This window comes from Vibrio gelatinilyticus (assembly GCF_022836845.1).
GTDB lineage: Bacteria > Pseudomonadota > Gammaproteobacteria > Enterobacterales > Vibrionaceae > Vibrio > Vibrio gelatinilyticus.
Window position 1 is genome coordinate 93,488 of sequence record NZ_JAJNNZ010000001.1, and the last position, 21,047, is coordinate 114,534.

Below are 21,047 nucleotides of genomic sequence, written 5' to 3' on the forward strand. Positions count from 1 at the left end.
TAATAACGGTGTTAGTCTGCGCTACCTGCACACTTGCCGGTTTCTACGTTGAACGCACCGCAAGAAAATGGCTTAGACCAACTTGAGTAAAGCTTCGCAGACTCCGGGAGGTAATTTGACCAAGCATCGCCTGCCACTAAACCCGTGGTTTCCCATACGACATCAAATTGACCATCATCTTGGATCTCGCCAATCAGAACGGGTTTCGTAATGTGATGGTTTGGCAACATGGTGGAGTAGCCGCCAGAAAGGTTCGGTACTGACACGCCGATTAGTGCGTCTTGTACTTTTTCAGCATCTGTGGTGCCGGCATTAATGACTGCCTGAGTCCACATATTAAAGCCAATGTAATGTGCTTCCATTGGATCGTTGGTGACACGTTTTTCACTCGCAATAAACTTCTGCCATGTTTCAACAAACTCATCATTGCTTTCGGTATCAACGCTCATGAAGTAGTTCCATGCCGCCAGATGTCCCACCAGTGGGGACGTATCCATACCTGAGAGTTCTTCTTCACCCACAGAGAACGCAACCACAGGTATGTCTTCTGAGGAGACGCCTTGTGCACCAAGCTCTTTGTAGAAAGGTACGTTTGCATCCCCATTAATGGTCGATACAACCGCCGTTTTCTTACCTTCAGAACCAAACTTCTTGATATCCGAAACGATGGACTGCCAGTCAGAGTGACCGAATGGCGTGTAGTTGATCAAAATATCTTTCTCACTCACGCCTTTGTCTTTTAGATACGCCTCGAGAATTTTGTTCGTCGTACGTGGGTATACATAGTCAGTACCCGCGAGTACCCAACGTTCAACTTCCAGTTCATTCATGAGATAGTCAACCGCAGGAACAGCCTGTTGGTTTGGCGCAGCTCCGGTATAAAATACGTTTTTCGAGGACTCTTCTCCTTCATATTGAACAGGATAAAAAAGAATACTGTTAAGCTCTTCAAACACCGGCAACATCGATTTGCGAGATACTGACGTCCAGCCGCCAAACACAACATCTACCTTTTCCTTCTCTACCAGCTCTCGCGCTTTTTCAGCAAACAGCGGCCAGTTAGACGCCGGGTCAACGACAACCGCTTCCAACTTTTTACCTAACAATCCACCTTTTTTATTCTGCTCTTCTACTAACATCAAGATCGTGTCTTTTAGTGTGGTTTCACTAATCGCCATGGTCCCTGATAACGAATGCAATACACCAACCTTGATCGTATCTTCTGCCATCGCGACACCAGAGGTAAGAGCAAGAGAAGCACTGACAGCTGCAAGCTTAAGTTTGAACATAGTGTTCATGATAGATATCTCCTTATTATGAATAGTTATTCGATGTAACTCTTTCAAAAAAAGTGCCAGTTTTTGGTGTCTTGTCGAAATGCCCCTAATTTACTGATTAATATCATTATAATATTTTGAACGCACCATATTGAATAATAGGCATCAGAGTTGTGCGCTGCATGATGGTGCATTTTTAACACTAATTTCACAACTTTGGCGATCTATACCAATGGCGTGCTCTGTGCTTTAGGGACGGGATTAATTAAATTGGCCGGGGAGAATGAACGGTTGGAAATGTGCTCAATCCAGATACCAAAGGCGCTATAGAGACTCTCAGAATAAATAGCTCAAAGAGTAAACGTAAATGCAACTCTGTCAGTCGAAAAAAACAAAGCGAGACACATAAGTGTCTCGCTTCGGAGAAAGTCATCCTAAAGTGTCGCTAACTTACTGCTTCGTCAGCGTTAGAAAATCCAGTTCCAACCCAGACATTGCCGCCTCAACAGACAGTTGATACGTCCCCTTACTTAAACTGACTTTCTGTCCTTTCACTGCGACGGTTCTACCGTTAGTGCCGTTAATAGGAAGTGTCATTGCAAATTCACCATTGATGGACAGATTGCACGATGACTGAGCCGTAGCATCTCTGTCATAGCGCATCTGTGCTTCACAAAGATAAACACCCACCTCTTCGACTTCGATAAAGCGTTTTTTATCACCCGCAAATGTGATTGCATTCAAATCCGCTTTAACATCGTCAGAACGCTCCCCAACAGGCTGGTACTCTTTGATCGTGTTGAAAAGTACGATAGGTCTATCAATGGCTGGCGTGTCCATCAAGAAGCGGCAAATATTTGCGGCGCCACGTTGAAGTTCACCAATCGTGACGGCTCCTTTCTCTAGCCCTTCAAGAGTGTCGTCTGATGAAGCATTACAGTGTGAGCCATCATTCTCAACCACCATGTAAAGATCGTTTTGAGAGCGCAACATGAATGATGTAAACGTCGCTGACTCTTTTCCAGCGAACACAGGATCGTTCATTTGTGCCCACCAGTCGCTCATCACAATGCCTGAGTAACCCCATTCATTGCGCAAGATGGTTGTATTGAGATCGTAGTTGGATGCCGCCCAATGACCATTAACAGGGTTATAGGATGTCATTATTGTCGTTGCGCCGCCCTCTTTGACTGCCATTTCAAATGGCTTCAAGTGAATTTCACGCAATGCCCTTTCCGACACCACACTATCGACATCTTTGCGCGCGGTTTCTTGATCATTGGCAGCAAAATGTTTGATCGTTCCCGTAACGCCTGCACGCTTCAAACCTCGGGTTTGAGCCGCAGCCATAATGCCAGTGAGCAATGCATCTTCTGAAAAGTATTCAAAGTTACGGCCATTAAGTGGATGACGATGAATATTGATGCCCGGGCCTAGCAGAGTATCAATCTTATTCAGGCGAAGTTCTTGTCCGACCAAGTAATAGAGCTCTTCATTGAGTTTACTGTTCCAACTACACCCCAATAGCGTTCCGATAGGAACTTGCGTCGCGTGATGACCACTGTCCATACGAATACCTGAAGGGCCATCTGCGGCGGCGGCAATTGGAATACCGTATTTCAGCAAATCATCGGTCACACCGCCAAAAGCGGCTGCCGTGCCAGCGGTCACTTTTGGACTGCACATGCCTTCTCCGCGAGCGATACAAGCCAAGTCATCCACACTTAATTGTGCGATGAACTCTTCAATCGATGCCTTACCCTCTTTAACATCAATAAGTTTGATGCCCTTATCCCCAGTCATCACCAACTCTTCTGGCAAGTTCGCTTTAATACGCTGCGCAAGGTCAATAACACGGGTTGGTACTGGTTCGTATTCTATTTGATAAGTTTGATCATCGTTGAGCGCGCCTGGCTTGATGCGCGTGAACGCCTTAATCGGTGCCATAGCTTCTGCGAGTTGTTCAAGACACAAGGTCTCTGCGACAGAGAATCTTGCGTCAACTCGCTCGGCAAGGCGTACGCTACCACCAACATAGAAATGATAATCACCAGCTTCTACAACGTAAGCACTTCGATTTCCTGTCACACCCCCATCATCATAGGATGCAAGTCGGTTAAGAGGAACAGAAACACGTACAACTTCACTTTCGTTTGGTGCCAAGGTCCGTGATTTGTTAAAGCCAGCCAATACTCTGGCAGGCTTACCCAATTCACCTTGCGGCGCTTCCACATACAGCTGAACAACATTTTTACCACTATATTGATCACCCGTGTTGGTGACTTCGATATCAAAATGCAAGACCTGTTCTGCGCCCTGTCCTTCAACCTGATAATTCGCTAGAGCACGGCTAAACTGCGTATAAGACAGACCCGAACCAAATTCGTATTTCACCGTGTTTGGGCAAAACGTTTCAAAATAGCGATAGCCTAAGTAGATGTCTTCTTGATAGACATTGAAGTCGGTCCGGCCAAAGTTTGCAGACGATGGATAGTCTTCGATTTTATGTGCGATGGTATCGGTTAATCGGCCACTCGGCGTGACATCACCAGACACGATATCCGCTAAGGCATGACCACCTTCCATTCCAGCTGCCCAGCTGTAAAGTACCGCGGTAATGGATTGCTTATTTGAAATCGTTTCTAACCAAGACATGTCGATCACATTCGACACATTAAGCACAATAATGACTTTGTCGAAATGGGCATTCACCGTTTCGATCATCGCAACTTCGAGATCGGTTAAGAAGTAGCTGCCTTTCTCCTGCGCGTTATCTTGCTCTTCACCGGCTGTGCGGCCAATAAATACCATCGCTTTATTGGAGTTTTGCGCAGCGCTTTTCACCAGTTCAGGTGTTAGCGGCATCTCTTTTTGAAACCAGGGTTCTGCTGCCCAGCCGCCACCACCATTATCGAATGGATTTTGTTCAACCCACTGCTGGTAAACGGCAACAAGGTCTTCATTCAAAGTGATTTTGTCATTGGCGCGCAATCCCTCTAGAGCATTGATTGCGTAGGGGACGTTCACCGCGCCCCCAGAGCCAGTGCCGCTGCGGTAGGTGTCTATCTGACAGCGACCAAATAACGACAAGGTTTCATTGGCTTGTAGAGGCAGTGTTTGCTGTTTATTTTCTAACAACACTAGGCCTTCTGTGGCGATTTGACGACTGACTTTAGCCAGCTCTACATTTGTTTTTGTTTGATTATTTTTCATGTACAACGATCCATAAAAATTGTAATTCACATGTTAGCCCTCAGCCGAGGCGACAGCTTAGGGCTAGAAAATCACATCAAGTGTGAAGTTTGATTAGTCCACAAATAAGTGGCAGCGCGTAAAGTGGTTAGCGGCGATTTGCACAGGTTCGGGCAAATATTCGCTGCAGACAGCCTTAGCTTGAGGGCAGCGTGAAGCATATGGGCAGCCCTTTCTTTCCGGTGACCACATTGGCGTTTCTAGCGAACGATGGGTCGGCAGTTTGTCGTGAATACTTCGGCTTGGATCAGGGACCGCGGCCAGAAGCAAGCGAGTGTAAGGGTGCTGCGGATTTTGAGTGATCGCTTCTGTGTCTCCCCACTCCACCATATGCCCACAGTAGAGAACGATCGTCTCTTCTGCAAAATAGCGTGCTGTGGCAATGTCATGGGTAATGTACATAAAGGCTTTACCCATCTCTTTTTTCATCTTGTTCATTAGATTCAATACGCCAATGCGAATTGAAACATCGAGCATGGATGTCGGTTCGTCCGCTAAAATCACTTTCGCACCAATGGCGAGCGTTTTTGCCAGGAAAACACGCTGTCTTTGTCCGCCTGAAAGCTGATGCGGGAACTTATCTAGAACGTCTCTGGCTGGCGTTAAACCCACTTCGGTCAAGATCTTGATCATCCGATATTCCATCTCTTTACCTGGTTTGATGCCGTGGTAGATGCGCAGCGGACGCTGTAGATGATAACGAATGGTGTGCAGCGGATTTAAAGAGCTGAAAGGGTCTTGGAATACCATCTGCACTTCGCGACGATAAGCATCTAGCTCTTTCCCAGATTCAAACTCATCGATGTTTGTGCCACGGAAATAGATACCACCTTCTGTGGCCTTATGGATCTTGGTCGCGATTTTAGCGCTGGTACTCTTTCCGCATCCCGATTCACCAACTATCGCAACACAATGGCCTTCTTTCAGTTTAAAATTGAGCCCGTTCACCGCACGCAGGTACTCTTTTGGACCGAACAGTGATTTGCTTTTTTTGCGAAAATCGATGGTTAAATTCTGAGCTTCAAGTACCACTGAGTGATCAATCGAATTTGTTGTTTGAGCAGTTTGCATTGATTAATCCTCCAAAACAACGGCGTCGATAGCCTGTTCTGCATGAGTTAGATTGACGGGAAAGTGACACGCAGCCCAACGCTTATCGTTGAGTTGAAATAATTTCGGCTCAACTTTGCGGCACTTATCTTGAACGGCTGTACAGCGCGGTGCAAAACGGCAACCATCTGGTACGTTACTGAGATCCAACGGCGTCCCTGGGATCCCCTTCATCTCTTGCAATTCACCAATCAATGTTGGGAATGAGCCACCCAAGCCTTGGGCGTAAGGGTGATGAGGAATATCAAGGATCTGCTTTGATGGAGCAAGCTCAACCAACTGCCCTGAATACATGATGCCAATGCGGTCACAGAACTCGACCATTAAGCTCAAGTCATGAGTAATAAACAAAATCGAGAAGCCAAATTGCTCTTTCAGTTCATAGACTTTTTGCAAAATTTCACGCTGCACAACCACATCTAATGCCGTTGTCGGCTCATCCATAATTAGCAGCTTAGGATTTAGCGCAAGCGCCATTGCAATAACAACGCGTTGTCGCATACCACCGGAAAACTGGTGAGGGTAATCGAACAATCGCTCTTCAGGGATATCAACAATACGCAACAAGCTTTTTGCTTTCTCTATCGCTTCTTGCTTACTTTTCACCATATTGTGGGCTTCAAAAATATCCCTGAATTGATATTCAATGGTTTTTACTGGGTTAAGACAATTCATCGCACTTTGAAATACCATGGACGCGCCTTTCCAGCGATAGTCACACAGCTCTTCGTCATCCATTTCTAGAACGTCTTTACCATCAAATAAAATTTCACCTTCTGAGATCAATGCAGGTGGTCGGTGAAGACGCATTAGTGAGAATGCCACCGTAGATTTACCACAACCCGATTCACCCGCTAGGCCAAGTATTTCTCCCTGACCAATGTGAAAGCTCACGTCATTGACCGCTCTGACACGTCCGTCAAACGTTATGTAATCAACACACAAGCCTTTTACATCGACTAGTTTTTTCATGACGTGGCTCCTGTAGTGATAGCTTGCTCTTTTTCAGCATTTTGCTTTTCTTTTTTCTGTCGTTTTTCAGCTTTACGCTCTTCGCGGCGATAGCGCGCCATGATTCGTTGCGCTTTCAATTTCGGGTTAGAAATCTCATCGATAGAGAAGTTGATTAGCGCCAAACCTATTGCAACAGAAGCAAGTGCCACACTCGGTGCCACAATCTCCCACCAGGCTCCGATGCGAATCGCCGAAGTTTGATCTGCGTTGTAAAGCATGCTGCCCCACGTCACGCTCAAAGGGTCTCCAAGGCCAATAAACTCTAACGTCGCTTGAGTCATAATTGCGTAAATTACGGTGCCGATGAAGCTGCTGGCTAAAATGGACATCATGTTAGGCATCACTTCGGCAAAAAGCATTCTCGGGCGGCTTTCACCCATCACTTGTGCCGCATGAACAAAGTCTTTATTACGAATTGCCAACGTTTGTGAACGAATAACCCTTGCACCCCAAGGCCAAGATGTTGCACCAATAATCACCGCAATGACAAAAGGTGAGACCTGACCAAGAAAAGCCGCCAGAACAAGCATCAAAGGAAGGGTTGGGATAACCATCACTAGGTTGGTAAAGAAAGAAAGCGTGTTATCGACTCGGCCACCAAAGTAGCCAGAAGAAATACCGACAACCATCGCCATTAACATCACAAAGGTACCAGCAACAAAGCCAACCATTAAGGATGTTTGTCCTCCATAAAGTACCTGAGCCCAGACATCACGTCCCATACGTGTTGTCCCCATTAAGTGCTCCATTGATGGCGCTTGATGTGGTCTAGCGATACGAGCTGTGGGTTCAAAAGAACTAAACAACGGCGCCGCAAAACATAAAACGACAACGGCTGAAACTAGAAAGATACCCACCGCAGCTTTCGGATTATCGAGCAAAAATTGCTTACAAATAGTTAGATATTTTTTCATTACTCTCTCCTAGGCCTCGAGCTCAGTGCGTAGACGTGGGTCTAAGATAAACATCAATAAATCGGCAATAAAGTTGGCGCTCAATACCATAAACGTCATGACCAATAGATAGCCTTGAATTAGCGGATAATCGCGGGACAGCATTGCCTGGAACATCACCTGCCCCAGACCTGGGTAGTTGAAGATGATTTCGATGATCAAAGAACCCGCGAAAATCGCACCGATAGACATAGCAAATGAGGTGATCATCGGTAAAATCGCGTTACGAGCGCCGTATTGCAGCATGACCTTGCGGTCTTTGACCCCTTTAGCCCACCCCATCACAATGAAGTCTTCACCCAACTGGTTAATCATGTTTGAACGCATACCCATCACGCCACCCATGCCTAATAACACCATGCTAAACAGCGGCAAAGCTAAGTGATATAAAACGCTTGAAATGTAAGTCCAGCTCAATTCAGGATCGAGTGCTGGGTCATAGGCATAACCTGTCGGAAACCACCCCAAATCTGAGGCAAAAACAAAGTAGATCAATAGCGCCATAACAACAGCAGGAATCGAAGAAATCACCACCGATGAAACCGTGATGACACTGTCAAGCCAAGTACCTCGTTTCCAGGCGACAAAAATACCGAGTAATGTCGTCACTGTGTATGAAATCAGAATATAGGAACCAACAAGCAATGACGTCCAAATCATTCCGCGACCAAGAACATCAAATACTGGCTGATAAAAGCGAGTTGACGTTCCCCAATCACCAGAGAGAATGCTGGTTAAATAAGACAAAAACTGTTCATAAAGAGGAACTGAAGTGGAGTAGCCATAAAGCATTTCGAGTGCTGCGACCATCTCGGGTGTAATTTGACCGCCAGATTGCGCTAGGCGACCAAGAAAGGACTGAATAGGATCTCCCGGCATCATTCGGGGTAAGAAAAAGTTAATGGTGACGGCACCAAGAAAAGCTAAGACATAGAAGCCAAAACGGCTCAAAATATACTTCATTGTTATACTCCAACGACGAAAGTACTCACCAAATAATCAAAATAGATAATCATAAAGGGTGCTCACCCAAACTGGGCGAGCACTGTTGCTATTCAACAATTAGTTTTGCTTTGGTTTTAGGTTCATTAGGTGAACTAGGCGATCCATACCTTCAAAAGGTGCGGGAAGTACGAATGGGTTTTCTGCTGATGCCCAACCTTCAAAGCGCGCATCGTTATAGACATACCAAACACCGTTGTAGTACAGAGGAACTTGCACCGCTTGCTCTGCATAAATGCGCTCGATTTGCGCACCAATCTCTTTTTGCTTATTGAGATCACGCGTTTTTGCTAAACTTTCAATTAGGTTATCTAAGTCATCGCTGGTGTAGTTGTGCATGCTCGTCGACCACCAAATACCCGTGTTCGCATAGCGAGAGTGCATCGTTTGATCATAGAAGCGCCAAGGAGAACTTTGGATTGTGCCTGCAGCCATCGTTGCTTCGAAGTTGTTCTCAGCCCAGTTTTGAGCGTATGAGTTTACTTCCGGTGTAATGATATTAGCGTTGATCCCTGCCATGCGTAGACCTTCAACGGCAATACCAACGTTATTAACCCAATCACTCCAACCACTAGGAACCTGAATACGGAACGTCAATGGTTGACCTGTTGGTGTTTCTACATAACCGTCGCCATTAGTGTCTTTAAAACCGCCGTTAGCCAGCTCTTCTTTAGCCGCTTTAATGTCGTAACGATAGAATTCGTTCCACGTATTGTCTGCCGCTTCATCGCGCCATGACCAGTGGGTCTTCGGCAGGTTAGTTGCCGGGTTACCACCTTCTACGTAGCCATAAGCTCCAATCATAATCATCGCGTCACGGTCCATCGAAAGGTTCATTGCTCGACGGAAGTTGATATTGCTAAACGCTTCTTGTGCTGCTTCATTCTTAGTGTTGTAGTTCATGGCGATACGAACGCCATCATTCGATGGGAACCAGTACTTGTTGTTCGGGTGCTTGCTAACAAACGTTCGTTCAATATCAGGAATGAAGATACCTGCCCAGTCGATTTCGCCTTTCGCCAACATTTCTAGCGCGGCGTCATTAGATGAGTATTGAGGGAACTCTAAGCATTCAATCGCCAGATCTGGATTCCAGTAGTGTGGGTTACGACATTGAACATAAACTTGAGGTGTAAAACGTTGGATTTCGGTAAAAGGACCGGTACCAACAGGGTTCTCATTGACAAACGCAGCAGGCTTATCGATTTGGGACCAGATGTGTTTTGGTATCATTTTCACGCCACCGCCAATGATGTCTTCAGCTGCAAAGGCATTGGCTTCGTGTAAATAGATTTTCACTTGCAGATCGTTTACTTTTTCGATTTTAGCGATACGGCTTCCCATGCCGGCCCCATCAATCTCAGGGTGTTGTGTCGGGTAAGTGTACGAGAATACGACATCATCCGCTGTAAAGGCTTCACCGTCTGACCATTTCACACCCTCACGAAGATCAACAGTGATGACTTTCATGTCGTCACTAAGCTCATAGCCAGTTGCCAGCCAAGGATGCACTTTTGATGAGTCTAATTGACTAAAAATGACCAAAGACTCGTAAGCGAAATCGGTACGTCCACCGACCCATGGGTTGTAATTACGTACCCATCCCGTCGTGCTGTCATTTAAGATTCTTAGATTCGGTACCGAAGATGTCTCATCTGAAGCCTGAACAGGCAACGCAGCTGCTAGAGCAAGGGCGGAAAGCGCAAATAGATTTTTTTTCATTGTAAGTCCTTCTCAATTGAGTATCGCAAGTGATGTTCGAAAAACATAAGTTGCCAGCATCATATAAGTTGGAATTAAACTTTATTGCTCGTAATGTCACATTTAAGCCTTGGTGTTCGGTTTTTATTTCAAAAAGAAGAGTTAAATTAAACTACCAGCACCCAACATGAAACTTTTCTATTATAAACAAATAAAAAACAAACAAATACACAGCAACCTACTGTTTTAATTATATTTAATAAGAATAACCCCATGAAATAAATACAACTCGATAACCCTTACCCTTTAAAAAATAGCGCTATCAATCAGAATAAAAACTTCTTTTTCAAGAACTAAAAATAAGCTTAAATTGATCGGATTATATAAAATAAGCCTAATGTTTAACTCTGAGGATAGTTTGTTAATATAAGTAGCAACCCGTTATTTATAATTATTAACAACTTTTACAGTTCGTTCTAATGGGTATTGATTTAGTGACGATAAATAGCGCAAATTTTAGTACACTTTTTCTTAATAAACGTTGATGGGTACGAGCGCGTCGTCTAAATAGGTTTTGCACTAATGTGCATTAAGTTAGGTGATGAGTCGCTAACCGGAACAAGCGTTAATGCGCTCTTAGATTCAAAGCCTAGTAGAAAAGGGACTTCAGCGCCGACCGTGTCTGTCGTAAACAGACACGGGTTGTTTTGGACGATGATTCACAAAGTAAACAAGCCCTTTACGACGTGTCATAAAGGGCTTGCTGAAAGAGAACAATTATTACCGAACGGTCACATTCTTTATATTGCAATTAATCAGATAGATAAGTGTCTAAAGTTAGCTAACTTTCCATTGTGATAAAGAACGTTTAAAGTCTTCATAACCAAACTCGTTAAGCTTTTGAATGTCCCCACTTGAGCGCTCACAATAGATTGAAGGCATTTTGAGTCCATTAAACCAGTTGAGCTTTACCATGGTATAACCTGCGCTGTCTAGAATATGCAGCTGTTGTCCTACTCTTAAAGGCTGTTCAAAATGGGCCACACAAAATTGATCACCAGCGAGGCACGAACACGAACCGATGACGTATTCGTGCTCACCTTGCTCGCTTGCTTCCAAAATACTGGCTGGCTCGTCGTAGATAAGTGTATCTAAACGATGCGCTTCGGTTGCAGAGTTCACTATCGCCGTTTTCTTCTCATTTTCGACAATATCCACGACCGTCACCACAAGATCGGTAGTTTTAGTAATAATGGCTTCACCTGGTTCGAGATACATCTGAACTCCATGTTTCTCAGAAAAGGCTTTTAGAGCGGCACCAAGTTTATCGATGTCGTAGCCTGGCCAGGTAAAGAACACGCCACCGCCCATACTCACCCAATCGAGTTTGTCTAAATGTTCACCAAACTGCTTAGAAATAGAATCTAACAAGCTAATGAACGCGTCCACATCTTTGTTTTCGCAGTTCATATGGAACATCACACCATCAATTGAATCAAAGACACTTGATTCGATATGATCAGCCTGCACCCCAAGGCGAGAGTATTTGCGAGCTGGGTTAGCGAGATCTTGCCCTGCATAACTCACACCTGGATTGAGACGCAGACCCATCGATGCTTTACCGTCAACAATGTGACGATAAGCCGCAAGTTGTGATTGCGAGTTAAAGATCATTTTGTCACAAATGTCAGAAACTTCTCGAACATCGTCTTCGGTGTACCCCACACTGTAAGCATGTGTCTCACCGCCGAAAGTTTCGTAACCCAATTTAACTTCAAAAGGACCACTACTGGTAGATCCATCCAAATAGGGTTTGATGATGTCAAACACGCCCCAGGTAGAGAAACATTTGAGTGCGAGGACAAGCTTCACTCCTGAGATCTCTTTAAGATGTTTCGCCTTCTCAAGGTTCTCGATCAGCTTGTCTTCATTAATCATGAAATAAGGCGTTTTAAGTTCGCATTTTTGCATCTGTTCATCACTCTTAAAATCGAACAAAGCCGATGCATTAAGCATCGGCTTACAATATCTAAATAGGATAGCTGAATTCGCGATTACTTCAGGATCTTAATATCAGGAGCACCGACTTCCAACTCTTGAACATGCCAGTCTAAACCGATTTCAGGCATTGTTTTTAAGAACGGATCAGGGTCTAGTTGTTCCATATTAAACACGCCAGCCTCTGCCCACTGTCCACTGAAATACTGAAGTGCAGCAGTGATTGCAGGTACACCCGTTGTATAGGATATTGCTTGGTGCTCCACGTCTTCGTATGCCACTTCATGATCGGCGTTGTTGTAAATAAAGACTGAACGCTCTTTACCGTCTTTTTTACCTTGTACCCAGGTACCGATACAGGTTTTTCCAGTATAGCCCGGAGCTAAAGAAGTCGGATCAGGTAGAAGCGCCTTTAGTACATGCAACGGCTGTACTACCGTGCCATCATGCAGCGTTAGCGGATCAGGGCTAAGCAGGCCAATATCACGCATACAGTTAAAGTAGTTTAGATACTTATCACCAAAGCCCATCCAGAACTCGATACGTTTGGCAGGAATAAACTCTTGCATAGAGCGCACTTCATCGTGAGCCATTGAGTAAACTTTATGTTTACCTACAAGCGGGAAGTCAAACTCAAGCATACGGGTATGACATTCTACTTGCTTCCACTCGCCTTCTTCCCAATAAAAAGAGTCACCTTGGATCTCTAGCATGTTGGTTTCTGGGTCAAAGTTAGTCGCAAACTTCTTGCCGTGATCGCCAGCATTCACGTCCATAACATCGATGGTATCAATCTCATCGAACAGGTGCTTAACCGCATACGCAGCAAAAACACTCACCACACCTGGATCAAAACCAGCACCGAGAATGCCAGTGATACCCGCTTCTTTGAACTTGTCACGAAAGCCCCACTGCCAATCATAGGCTTGTGGCACTTGCTGGCCTTCAGAGCATAGGTCTACAGCAACAGACGTGTCTAAATAAGACACTTTTGCTTGCAGACATGCTTCCATGATGGTGATGTTTACCCATGGGGGACCTGCATTGATCACGAGATCAGGTTTCACTTCATTAATCAGAGCAACAAGAGCATCAACATCGTCTGCATCAACAGCGCGAGCTTCCAGCTTTTTGCTAGGATTTTTTAGATTGTTTTTCTTCTTAATTGATTCAATGATCTTTTCGCATTTTGCCACAGTACGTGACGCGATGGTGATGTCACCTAATACTTCGTTGTTCTGCGCCGCTTTATGCGCGACGACCCAACCAACACCACCGGCACCAATCTGTAAAATTGCCATAGTTTGTTTCCTTTATCTCTTAGTGAGAGTTAGCTAGCTCAAGTGCTAATTGATTAATCTTATTAAGTAGTTGCTCGAAGTCTTCGAGCGTCAAGCAAGGATTTAAAATCGTAAACTTCAATGCTGAGTGGCCTTTTACGACCGTTTCCCCAAGAACCGCGACTCCACGAGTCAACGCTTCTATACGAATCGCTTTATTTAATTCATCTATATCGGTTTCACCTTGGTTCACCGCTCGAAATAGAACAGTCGACAGCGATGGTTCAGCCAGCAATTCAAAATGGGAATGCTTGGATACAAGCTTAGCCACTTCCTGTGTTTGTGCCATAAGGTGATCGTACATTTCACCCAAAGCTTGCGGACCGACACTTTGCATCGTCATAAAGACTTTTAGGGCATCAAAACGTTTAGTCGTAGTTATCGATTTATCGACTAAATTTGGCAACTCATCGTGTTCACGATTTAAATAATCAGCATGATGGACCAGATATTTAAAGTTCACTTTTTCTTTTAGAAGTAGCGAGCCGCAACTAATCGTTTGATAGAACAACTTATGGAAGTCGACACTGACAGAATCAGCTTGTTCGATTCCTTTTAGCTTAGATTTGTGACCACTGAGAATCAAAGCTCCACCATAAGCACTGTCGACATGAAACCACAGCGCGTACTGTTGAGCGATAGCCGCCATAGCATTAAGATCATCAATCGCACCGTGATCAGTCGTTCCTGCAGTACCCACTAAGGCAAAAGGAATCAATCCCTCTGCTTTTAGCGACTCAATATCAGCCTTTAGTGCTTCGATTTTGATCGTGCCATTTTCGTTGGTTGCCACGCAATGCACCGCTTTCTCACCGAGTCCGAGCAAAGATGCTGACTTTTGAACAGTGAAGTGCGATTTATCCGAGCACACAATGCGAAGTCTGTCTGCATAACTAGGCAAACCTAGTTTTTGAATAGAATGACCATCTTTTTGATCGGCGATGCGATCACGTGCCAATAACAACCCCATAAGGTTACTTTGCGTTCCACCACTGGTGAAAATCCCGTCGGCATTGTTACCAAGCTCATAGCGCTCACACAGCCAGTTCAACACTTTCTGTTCCACATAAGTGGCTGCTGAAGCTTGATCCCAAGAGTCCATAGATTGGTTAAGTGCTGCAATCATAGCTTCTGCTGCAATGGCAGGCATCAACGGCGGAGTGTGCAGATGAGCGATGCAATCTGGATGTTGGGTAAAAATCGAGTTTTCAGCCACCAACTCCGCAGTTTCATCGACAATATGTTGTAGGCTTTCGTTACTGCTGTCTAAGCTGACCGCATTGATAGCTGACTCAAGTACACTAGGTTCAAGACCTGAATAAGGCTTATCTACTTTCTCAAACAGCTCTTTCATTGCTTGAGTGGTATGATTCATTACCCGTGCGAATTCTGTCGCACCTTGTTCACCAGCATGAATAAAGTGTTTTTTCCATGTCTCAACTTTCGCGCTGTGCTCAGATTTCTGTCCACCGCCAGCTACGACTATCGCTTCTTCAATGGTTCGAAGTGCAAAGTCAATCTGCTCAAAACTGATGATAAGCGGTGGCAAGAATCGAATAACTGAGCCATCACGTCCGCCCTTTTCGACCATCAGGCCGCGCTCTAATGCCGCACGCTGGATCGCTAAGGTCAGATCACCGTCTGCAACAGGTTCACCAAATTTATTGTGTTCGCCCGTTGGTTTGACGATTTCAACCCCCAGCATCAAGCCTTTGCCACGCACTTCTGCGATGCAGTTAACTCGCTCTTTGATTTTATTTAGGCCAAGGCGCAGGTACTCACCGGCGACGCTTGCATGTTCGACAAGATTATCACGCTCGATGATCTCTAACGCTTTTTCGCCAGATACCATCGCAAGTTGGTTGCCACGAAATGTCCCTGTGTGCTCGCCGGCATTCCAGGTATCTACTTGCTTGTTAAACACAAGAATAGACATTGGCAGGCCACCACCTATCGCTTTAGACAAACAAAGAATATCAGGGTTGATGCCTGCTTCTTCAAAAGCAAAACGGTAACCAGTTTTACCTACACCACACTGAATCTCATCGAGGATCAACAATATTTCATGCTCATCACAGATACGGCGCAGTTCCTGTAGCCAAAAAGCTGGAGCAGGAATCACCCCACCCTCACCTTGCACTGGTTCAACGATGATAGCGGCAGGCTTCATAATGCCGGCTTCATCATCATTGAGTAGACGCTCAATGTAACGAATACTTTGCTTAGCACCGGCATCTCCGCCCAAACCGAACGGGCAGCGCAGGTTGTAAGGGAAAGGCATAAAGTGAACGTCGGACATCAACCCCGTGCGACGCGCTTTAGTACCAAGATTACCCATCATGCCCATAGTGCCGTTGGTCATCCCGTGGTAAGCACCACGAAAAGCAAACATGGTGTTTCTGCCAGTGGTTTGTTTTGCCAACTTGATGGCCGCTTCTACGGCATCGGTACCCGATGGGCCGCAGAACTGAATCACAGAATCCGCCGCAAAAGACTCCGGAAGGAAAGCTTTTACACGCTTAATAAAACGATCTTTTACTTGAGTTGTAATATCAAGCGTTTGATACGGTAATCCAGAATCAAGTTGATCTTTAAGTGCCTGGTTTATTTCCGGATGGTTATAACCCATTGCAAGCGTACCTGCCCCAGCAAGGCAATCTAAAAAGACCTGACCGCGCGTATCCTCAACCAAAGCGCCATAGGCTCGTTTAATCGCGATGGGCAAACGACGAGGATATGAACGAACTTCAGATTCGTGCTCTGCTTGGTCAAGTAGCACTTGGTCCGGAGTTAAGTCGTATATGCTTTCAACGTGGGGAACTTGGCCCGATACTGAAGAACTAAATTCTGGTACGCCGAATTTGAATGATGTACTCATTTTTTTAACCTAGATTTGACGTGCGAGAATACTCGCTACGCGTATAGCAAAACGCGTCCCGTCTACATTAAGACGTGACAAAGATCTAAATGAATCTCTTCATTCAGAAAATAATTTTGTTTATTTAAATCAAGGCTCGGTGATACTGCTGTTTACACGCAGAACACAGATAGAAGGTACAAAGCTGATTAAAAAATGTGTGTTTGTTGTTTTCAATGTTGGGTTTCCCATTATCATGTCGCCTTACGACATTAGTATCCCGTCTACTGATTATTGGCATAATCAGTACCTACCCTACGCTGTGTCACAATCAGCCTGAATGTTCACAACGCGTATCCCCCAGATTCATACCGAGATTGCGCAGAAAAATATCACAAATGATATTGATGTCGCAATAGGTTAATAGCGATATTTCAGAGCTATAATTTGACCAAATGTTTCGTGACATCCAAAAAATGGCCGAAACCAATCTAGTTCGTCACTTAAGAACAGACAATTAGGTCTAATCCTAGATAAGCGCCCGTGCATCGTCGACGCTGTTGATATAGATGCTCTTGCTATGATAATAGCTCGACGATAAGTGAACAGAAAACGGTTGGTTGACGAATGGCTTTATTCAGAGCGGAAACCAAAAAGCCCCAGCATTTCTGCTAGGGCTTCTAATTTGGAGCGACACACGAGGTTCGAACTCGTGACCTCAACCTTGGCAAGGTTGCGCTCTACCAGCTGAGCTAGTGTCGCATTTCTACCTAATGGTAGGTTATTAGATGGTGCCCCGGGCCGGACTTGAACCGGCACAGCGCGAACGCCGAGGGATTTTAAATCCCTTGTGTCTACCAATTCCACCACCAGGGCACGCAAAACTTGTTGCGATGCCGATTACTGAAAAGTAAAACACCATCTTATGTAACGTTTAATAACACCACATTTTAAAATTTGGAGCGACACACGAGGTTCGAACTCGTGACCTCAACCTTGGCAAGGTTGCGCTCTACCAGCTGAGCTAGTGTCGCAATATTTCTCTAGCGAGAAAATGGAGGCGCCTCCCGGAGTCGAACCGAGGTCCACGGATTTGCAATCCGCTGCATAGCCACTCTGCCAAGGCGCCTCTGTAACTCTTCGCTTCCGCTTTATGCCGTTGCTCTTGAGTACGGGATGCATTTTACGTAATCGAGGCAATGAGTCAACAGTATTTTTAATAATTTGAATCGTTTGTCTAATTAACACTCAAAATGCGTTGATTTGCTCAGTTATCCAGCGCTATAGAGGCTATTTTCGAAAAGATAACCTTAATTAAAAGGCACAAACACGGCAGTGGACTAGCTCAGTTTATCGCTATAACTCAGAGTCTAGAGTTCAAAGGCCAGTTTCTAGCATAAAAAAAGCGAGCTCTTGCTCGCTTTCTCTCACTATTCGTTATCAGCGTTTAGCAGGTCGTGCTTCGCTGCAGATAAATACTGCATCATCGACCAGTAAGTTAATATTGTCGCCACGTACAAAGCTACGTAACCAACCCAAACCATCCAATCGTCATAGCGCCAAATAAGCACCCACAAAGCAAACATTTGTGTCACTGTTTTCACCTTTCCGACCCAAGAGACCGCAACACTGGCTCTCTTACCAATTTCAGCCATCCATTCACGTAATGCCGAAATAATGATTTCTCTTGCAATCATAGTGACGGCTGGAATCGTGACCCAGATAGAGTGAAAATGCTCAGTAATCAAAATCAATGCTGTCGCGACGAGAACTTTGTCTGCTACAGGGTCAATAAACGCACCAAATCGTGATGTCTGCCCTAATTTACGGGCCAACATGCCATCAAGCCAATCGGTAAAGCCTGCTACCCAAAATACCATTGCTGCTGCGAAAGGCGCCCAAGAGTATGGTAAGTAGAATACAACGACAAAAACTGGGATCAAAAATAATCTCAGCAACGACAAAATGTTAGGTATGTTTAAACGCATAGTTATTGGACTCTTTATTAGTGCGCTTCAATGGTGAGGCATTTTGGCTACTGTTTCAATGCTTGATAAATGTTTTCTGCCAAAGAAATGCTAATTCCTGGCACTTTGGCTATTTCCTCTACACTTGCTCTGCGTAATTCTTGGATCCCGCCCATAAATTTTAACAGTGCTTGTCTGCGTTTTGGTCCGACGCCTTCAATACCTTCTAGCGGGCTGACTCGGCGAGTTTTAGCTCGCTTAGCTCGGTGCCCTGCAATTGCGTGGTTATGACTTTCATCACGAATGTGTTGGATCAAATGCAATGCTGGGGCATCGCTGGGAAGGTTAAACTCTGTCCCATCGTTAGTGATGAGTGTTTCAAGACCGGGCTTACGCGTCACCCCTTTGGCAATACCAATGATTTTGGGTAACTTCGGCCAGTCGTGCCAATACTTCGACACGATTTCAACCGCTCTGTTGAGCTGTCCCTTACCACCATCAATAAAAATGATATCAGGGATGCGATCAACATCAATCTGCTTCGAATATCGACGCTCTAACACTTGCCCCATAGCCGCGTAGTCATCACCACCGGTAATACCGGTAATATTATAACGGCGGTACTCTTGCTTGAGTGGTCCCTCTTGGTTGAATACCACGCAAGACGCTATCGTACTTTCACCCATCGTATGACTGATATCAAAACATTCCATGCGAGCGATCGACTCCATGCCCATTACATCTTGCAGAGCCTTAAACCTCTTGTTGATGGTCATTTTGTGATTGATCTTCGTCGTAATGGCGGTAAGTGCATTGGTATTAGAAAGCTTTAGGTACTGAGCTCTGCTGCGTTTTGGGTTCACATGGAAAATAACTTTATGATTAGCTAACTCTGACAAGGCACTTTGCAGTGGCTCGACATCATCGATTAAGTTATCACCATGAATGATACGCGTAGGAATAGTACGAGATTCGCGTTGATTCAAATAGTACTGACTGATGAAACTGTAAAACACTTCTTGCTCAGATGTATTACGAGGAACTTTGGGAAAGTGGCTACGACTTCCAAGTATTTTTCCTTGCCTTATCATCAAAATATGAATACACGCCACGCCATTTTCTTGGGCAAAACCCAGAACATCCATATCGTCGTCGCTATCTTCCGAGACAAACTGTTGCTCTTGTATACGACGAATCGCTTGAATTTGATCGCGGTATTTTGCCGCATCTTCAAATTTCAAAGCCTGACTTGCTTGGTCCATTTTATCAACAAGGATCTGCAGAACCTTGTTGTCTTTTCCTTGCAAGAACAACCGCACATAGTTAACAACTTCTTGATATTCTTCATCAGAGATGATGGAACTGACACAGGGACCCGCACAACGACCAATTTGATACATTAAGCACGGTCGACTGCGATTGGCATAGACGGAATCTTCACACTGCCTGACTGGAAATATTTTTTGAATTAAGTGCAGTGTCTGACGCACCGCACCTGAATCGGGATAAGGGCCAAAGTACTCCCCTTTCTTGCGCTTAGCACCACGATGAATAGAAAGGCGAGGATGTTGGTGCGCTGAAATGTAAATATAAGGGTAAGATTTATCATCCCTTAGTAGCACATTGTACTTTGGAAGGTACTGCTTTATGTAATTGTGTTCAAGGATTAACGCTTCGGTTTCAGTGTGAGTGACTGTCACATCAATCTTATTGATATGACTGACCAAAGCGCGAGTTTTTTCTCTATCAACCGTCTTTCTAAAGTAGCTAGATAAGCGTTTTTTTAAATCTTTTGCTTTACCAACATAAATTACAACCGACTCGGCGTCATACATTCTGTATACGCCGGGTTGGTTTGTCACTGTGTTTAAAAAGGCTGTCGAATCAAAAAGGATGGATGACACTACAAGGTCTCTGTATCTAACATCCCATATCGGATCGCTAGGTGAGTCAGCTCAACGTCACCATTTATGTCGAGTTTACTAAACAAACGATAACGATAACTATTGACAGTTTTAGGACTCAAACTGAGCTGCTCAGAAATATCGGTAACCTTTTGCCCTTTGGTTATCATCATCATGATTTGCAGCTCGCGCTCCGAAAGATCCTTAAAAGGGTTTTCGGACGCAGAAGAGAACTGGCTTAAGGCCATTTGTTGGGCAATTTCAGGCGATATATAGCGCTGACCACTGTTGACAAGACGGATAGCATTCACCATTTCATCAGGAGCTGCACCTTTTGTTAGGTAACCTGCCGCACCAGCTTGCATCACTTTAGTTGGAAATGGATTCTCCGTATGAACGGTCAACACAATGATCTTAACGTCTGGATTATGTCTTAAGATCTTTTTCGTTGCTTCAAGGCCACCGATCCCAGGCATATTCATATCCATTAAAATCACGTCAGTATGGTGGCTACGGCACCACTTTACTGCATCTTCACCGCTTTCAGCTTCCCCTGCTACACTCATTCCACGGACGTCTTCAATAATACGTCGGATCCCTGTGCGAACCAGCTCGTGATCATCTACAAGGAAAACATTAATCAAACTTGCATCTCCACAATCATTTATTGGC

General features: G+C 44.8%; 13 protein-coding genes and 4 tRNA genes. All 17 read right to left on the reverse strand.

What is annotated here, in order from left to right:
• Positions 1-11: 11 nt before the first annotated feature.
• The 17 genes from urtA to uvrY all read right to left on the reverse strand — a co-directional run bounded on the left by urtA (position 12) and on the right by uvrY (position 21,019).
• Complete coding sequence (gene urtA, locus LNL84_RS00445; protein ID WP_244354155.1) at positions 12-1,298, reverse strand: urea ABC transporter substrate-binding protein; 1,287 nt, start codon at positions 1,296-1,298, stop codon at positions 12-14.
• Positions 1,299-1,727: 429 nt separating this feature from the next.
• Positions 1,728-4,490, reverse strand: coding sequence for a glycoside hydrolase family 3 protein (locus tag LNL84_RS00450; RefSeq protein WP_244354158.1), 2,763 nt, complete (start codon positions 4,488-4,490; stop codon positions 1,728-1,730).
• Positions 4,491-4,583: 93 nt separating this feature from the next.
• Positions 4,584-5,600: an ABC transporter ATP-binding protein gene (locus LNL84_RS00455; protein WP_244354161.1), complete on the reverse strand. Its 1,017-nt coding sequence runs from the start codon at positions 5,598-5,600 to the stop codon at positions 4,584-4,586.
• A gap of 3 nt (positions 5,601-5,603) precedes the next feature.
• On the reverse strand, positions 5,604-6,611 hold the full coding sequence (locus LNL84_RS00460; protein WP_244354165.1) for an ABC transporter ATP-binding protein: 1,008 nt from the start codon (positions 6,609-6,611) through the stop codon (positions 5,604-5,606).
• Positions 6,608-7,567: an ABC transporter permease gene (locus LNL84_RS00465; protein ID WP_244354168.1), complete on the reverse strand. Its 960-nt coding sequence runs from the start codon at positions 7,565-7,567 to the stop codon at positions 6,608-6,610. Before LNL84_RS00465 ends, LNL84_RS00460 begins: the two co-directional genes overlap by 4 nt.
• Positions 7,568-7,576: 9 nt before the next feature.
• Entirely contained in the window at positions 7,577-8,569 is a 993-nt protein-coding gene (locus tag LNL84_RS00470) for an ABC transporter permease (protein WP_244354170.1), read from the reverse strand.
• Between the two features lie 99 nt (positions 8,570-8,668).
• Entirely contained in the window at positions 8,669-10,330 is a 1,662-nt protein-coding gene (locus LNL84_RS00475; protein WP_244354172.1) for an ABC transporter substrate-binding protein, read from the reverse strand.
• A gap of 816 nt (positions 10,331-11,146) precedes the next feature.
• Positions 11,147-12,280: a carboxynorspermidine decarboxylase gene (gene nspC, locus LNL84_RS00480; RefSeq protein ID WP_244354174.1), complete on the reverse strand. Its 1,134-nt coding sequence runs from the start codon at positions 12,278-12,280 to the stop codon at positions 11,147-11,149.
• A gap of 83 nt (positions 12,281-12,363) precedes the next feature.
• Positions 12,364-13,608: a carboxynorspermidine synthase gene (locus LNL84_RS00485; protein WP_244354177.1), complete on the reverse strand. Its 1,245-nt coding sequence runs from the start codon at positions 13,606-13,608 to the stop codon at positions 12,364-12,366.
• 19 nt (positions 13,609-13,627) lie between these two features.
• Positions 13,628-16,525, reverse strand: coding sequence for a pyridoxal phosphate-dependent class III aminotransferase (locus LNL84_RS00490; protein ID WP_244354179.1), 2,898 nt, complete (start codon positions 16,523-16,525; stop codon positions 13,628-13,630).
• Positions 16,526-17,190: 665 nt separating this feature from the next.
• Positions 17,191-17,266 (reverse strand) — tRNA-Gly (locus LNL84_RS00495).
• 27 nt (positions 17,267-17,293) lie between these two features.
• Positions 17,294-17,380, reverse strand: a tRNA-Leu gene (locus tag LNL84_RS00500).
• A gap of 82 nt (positions 17,381-17,462) precedes the next feature.
• Positions 17,463-17,538 (reverse strand) — tRNA-Gly (locus tag LNL84_RS00505).
• A 21-nt stretch (positions 17,539-17,559) separates the two neighbouring features.
• Positions 17,560-17,633: transfer RNA gene (locus LNL84_RS00510), tRNA-Cys, on the reverse strand.
• 301 nt (positions 17,634-17,934) lie between these two features.
• Positions 17,935-18,492, reverse strand: a complete 558-nt coding sequence (pgsA, locus tag LNL84_RS00515) for a CDP-diacylglycerol--glycerol-3-phosphate 3-phosphatidyltransferase (RefSeq protein ID WP_244354181.1) — start codon at positions 18,490-18,492, stop codon at positions 17,935-17,937.
• Between the two features lie 47 nt (positions 18,493-18,539).
• Entirely contained in the window at positions 18,540-20,366 is a 1,827-nt protein-coding gene (uvrC, locus tag LNL84_RS00520; protein ID WP_425244277.1) for an excinuclease ABC subunit UvrC, read from the reverse strand.
• Between the two features lie 8 nt (positions 20,367-20,374).
• Positions 20,375-21,019 (reverse strand): UvrY/SirA/GacA family response regulator transcription factor, encoded by a 645-nt coding sequence (gene uvrY / locus LNL84_RS00525; RefSeq protein ID WP_244354186.1) that lies wholly within the window; start codon positions 21,017-21,019, stop codon positions 20,375-20,377.
• Positions 21,020-21,047 lie beyond the last annotated feature (28 nt).

Bases quoted from the DNA above. Each gene is read 5' to 3' on its own strand.
- urtA (WP_244354155.1), bottom strand. From the start codon at position 1,298: ATGAACACTATGTTCAAACTTAAGCTTGCAGCTGTCAGTGCTTCTCTT.
- LNL84_RS00450 (WP_244354158.1), bottom strand. From the start codon at position 4,490: ATGAAAAATAATCAAACAAAAACAAATGTAGAGCTGGCTAAAGTCAGT.
- LNL84_RS00455 (WP_244354161.1), bottom strand. From the start codon at position 5,600: ATGCAAACTGCTCAAACAACAAATTCGATTGATCACTCAGTGGTACTT.
- LNL84_RS00460 (WP_244354165.1), bottom strand. From the start codon at position 6,611: ATGAAAAAACTAGTCGATGTAAAAGGCTTGTGTGTTGATTACATAACG.
- LNL84_RS00465 (WP_244354168.1), bottom strand. From the start codon at position 7,567: ATGAAAAAATATCTAACTATTTGTAAGCAATTTTTGCTCGATAATCCG.
- LNL84_RS00470 (WP_244354170.1), bottom strand. From the start codon at position 8,569: ATGAAGTATATTTTGAGCCGTTTTGGCTTCTATGTCTTAGCTTTTCTT.
- LNL84_RS00475 (WP_244354172.1), bottom strand. From the start codon at position 10,330: ATGAAAAAAAATCTATTTGCGCTTTCCGCCCTTGCTCTAGCAGCTGCG.
- nspC (WP_244354174.1), bottom strand. From the start codon at position 12,280: ATGCAAAAATGCGAACTTAAAACGCCTTATTTCATGATTAATGAAGAC.
- LNL84_RS00485 (WP_244354177.1), bottom strand. From the start codon at position 13,608: ATGGCAATTTTACAGATTGGTGCCGGTGGTGTTGGTTGGGTCGTCGCG.
- LNL84_RS00490 (WP_244354179.1), bottom strand. From the start codon at position 16,525: ATGAGTACATCATTCAAATTCGGCGTACCAGAATTTAGTTCTTCAGTA.
- pgsA (WP_244354181.1), bottom strand. From the start codon at position 18,492: ATGCGTTTAAACATACCTAACATTTTGTCGTTGCTGAGATTATTTTTG.